We start from the raw sequence: 2,979 nt of genomic DNA, 5'->3' as shown, positions 1-2,979 counted from the left end.
GGACGGGCGTCGCGCGCTGCCGGCGTTCACGTCGGCCGCGACGCTGTCCGCGTGGGACGGTGCCGCCCGCCCGGTGCCGGTCGAGGCGGCGCGCGCGGCTCAGGCGGCGGTGGCGGAGGGGTGCGACGTCGTCGTGCTCGACGTCGCGGGGCCGGTGACCTGCGTCCTGCCCAGGCCCGTGGTCTGGGCGGTGGCGCAGGGCCGGACCTGGGTGCCGCCCGCGGCGGACCCCGCGGTGGTCGCGGTGGTCGCGGCGGCGTGCGGGCCGGTTTCCGAGGTGTCGCGGCACGGCTGTGAGCCGGACGGGCCGGCAGGACTGCGGGTCGCGCTCGGCCTGGCGCCGGGGCTGGACGCTGCGGCCGCCGAAGCGGCGGCGGCAGAGGTGGGCCGGCGGCTGCGCGGCTCGGACCTGCTGACCGAACGGGTCGACGCCGTGCGACTCACCCTCCACTGACGCGACTCAAGGGTTGTCCTGACGCGATTCTCTTGTCGAAACACCCTTGAGCCCGGGCATGATCGCCGAAAATGGGGAGCCTCTATCGGTGGTGGCCGCGAACATGGCGGCGTGACCCTCGCTCCCTACCGCTCGGTTCTGGCCCTTCCCGGCGTCGCCCGCCTGCTGGTTTTCTCGATCCTCGCGCGCATGCCGCACGCCGCGGCGAGCGTCGTGATGACCCTGCACGTCGCCGTCGGCCTGCATCGGGGGTACGGCGCCGCGGGGCTGGTGGTTGCGGTCATGACGGCCGGGATGGCGATCGGGGCACCGTGGCTCGGCCGCCTGGTCGATCGGGTCGGTGTCCGCAAGGCACTGATCCTTCCGACGGTGGCCGAGGCGGCTCTGTGGGGATCCGCGCCGTTCGTCCCCTACCAGGCGCTCCTGGTCATCGCCTTTCTGGGCGGGCTGCTCGGCCTGCCGATCTTCGGCGTGGTGCGCCAGTCGCTGTCGGTGGTCGTCCCGCGGGACGGCCAGCGCGCGGCGTACGCGTTGGACTCGATGAGCGTCGAGATCACCTACATGACCGCGCCGGTGATCGGCGTCCTCGTCGCCACGCAGGTGTCCACGGACGCCGGGCTGCTGGCCATCGGCGGGGCCGAGGTCGCGGCGGGCCTGCTGTTCATGGCCCTGAACCCGCCGACCCGGGGCGGCGACCCCGAGGACGCCGCCGGGCACGAGACGGGCGCGCGCCCGATGGCGCGGTGGAACCCGGCCTGGCTCGGCGTGCGCACGCTCGCGGTGCTCGTCGCGACGTCGGGGGCCCTGCTCGTGCTCGGCGGCACGGAGGTCAGCGTCGTCGCCTTCCTCCGCGAGAGCGGCGACACGGAACTCACGGGTGTCGTCTTCGCCCTCTGGAGCGTGGCGTCCCTGTTGGGCGGCCTCGTCTTCGGCGCGGTTCGCCGGCCGGTGTCGCCGTTCCTCCTGCTCCTCGGGCTCGCGGTGCTGTGCATCCCCGTCGGCCTGGCGCCCGGTCCGGTGTGGCTGGCGCTGGCGATCATTCCCACCGGCGCCGTGTGCGCCCCCGTGCTCAGCGCCACCGCGGCGGCCGTGGCGGCGGAGGTCCCTGAGCACGTTCGCGGCGAGGCGATGGGCTGGTACGGGACGGCGATGACGCTCGGCCTCGCGCTCGGGTCGCCGTTCGCCGGTGCCGCGATCGACCTGACCGGGCCGCGGGCCGGGTTCGCCGCCGTCGGCATGACCGGGATGGTGATCGCCGGCACGGGCGCGATAGTGGGGCACATCCTGGCTGGCTGGCTGGCTGGCTGGCTCGCAGCCAGCCACGGTGTGACGTTTTGGTGATCATTCGTCATAAATGATCACCAAAACGTCGCACCGTGGCACACTCGAAGGGCCGGAGGCGCCGGATGGGACGCCGCCGGGGTCGTGTGATGGCACTCGGTGGTCCGTCGGTTACCACAACTGATAACCTGTTTGCCTGACCGACCGGACCACCGTTGGTCCGGTGCGCAAGAGGAGTCTTCTCCCACCCGTCGCCACGAGGTTCCAGGTGCCGGGTCAGGTCCGCCCCGCGCGGCATGCGCGGGGTTTGAGTCGTTCCGCCTGTCGGGACGGCCGGTCCGTCGAAGGCTCCTGTGCGCTCGCGTGCGGGAGCCTTTCTCGTGCTGCGGCAGCCAACGGACACAGCAAAGGAGCAGCACATCAGCGAGCCCCGGATCAACGACCGCATCCGAGTTCCCGAGGTGCGGTTGGTCGGCCCCAACGGGGAGCAGGTCGGGATCGTCCGCGTGGAGGACGCCCTGCGCCTGGCTCAGGAAGCCGATCTCGACCTGGTCGAGGTCGCGCCGCAGGCGCGACCCCCGGTCTGCAAGCTCATGGACTTCGGGAAGTACAAGTACGAGTCCGACATGAAGGCCCGTGAGGCCCGGCGGAACCAGGCCCATACGGTCCTCAAGGAGATCCGGCTCCGCCTGAAGATCGACCCGCACGACTACGGCACCAAGCGGGGTCACGTCGAGCGGTTCCTGAAGCAGGGGGACAAGGTCAAGGTAATGATCATGTTCCGGGGGCGTGAGCAGTCGCGCCCGGAGATGGGATACCGCCTGCTGCAGCGGATGGCCGCCGACGTCGCCGAGTTCGGTTACGTCGAGAGCACCCCGAAGCAGGACGGCCGCAACATGATCATGGTGATCGGGCCGCACAAGAAGAAGGCGGAGGCCAAGGCCGAGCAGAAGGCCGAGCGCCGACGGCGTGACGAGGAGTCGGGCGTGCGGAGCGAGGATGCTCCGGTGGTTGACTCGGAGCAGGGTCGCGCAGCCGAGCCGCAGGCGGAGCCCGCACCGGCCCAGCCGGTGCGCGCGCAGGCGGTCGAAGCCCCGCCCGCGCAGGCCGAGCCGGCTCCGGCTCAGCCGGCTCCGGTCCAGCAGGCTCCGGTCCAGCAGGCTCCGGTCCAGCAGGCTCCGGTCCAGCAAACGCCGGTCCAGCAGGCTCCGGTCCAGCCGGCCCCGGCGCGCCCGGCCCCGGCT

3 protein-coding genes are annotated in these 2,979 nt (G+C 72.4%); all 3 read left to right on the top strand.

Going from position 1 to position 2,979, the window contains the following annotated elements; genetic code table 11:
- On the top strand, window positions 1-454 hold a 454-nt coding region (locus tag AC08OU_RS24095; RefSeq protein ID WP_476605896.1), incomplete at its 5' end, for an SseB family protein.
- Between the two features lie 111 nt (window positions 455-565).
- The gene (locus AC08OU_RS24090) at window positions 566-1,795 is read left to right on the top strand and encodes an MFS transporter (protein ID WP_476605895.1); all 1,230 of its coding nucleotides are present in this window, start codon (window positions 566-568) and stop codon (window positions 1,793-1,795) included.
- 293 nt (window positions 1,796-2,088) lie between these two features.
- Window positions 2,089-2,979: translation initiation factor IF-3 (gene infC / locus AC08OU_RS24085; RefSeq protein ID WP_476605894.1), on the top strand; the 891-nt coding region annotated here is incomplete at its 3' end.

Source organism: Frankia sp. CcMO1, assembly GCF_977945845.1.
Note: the sequence above shows the minus strand (reverse complement) of the source record. Positions and strands in the feature narration are given on the sequence as shown.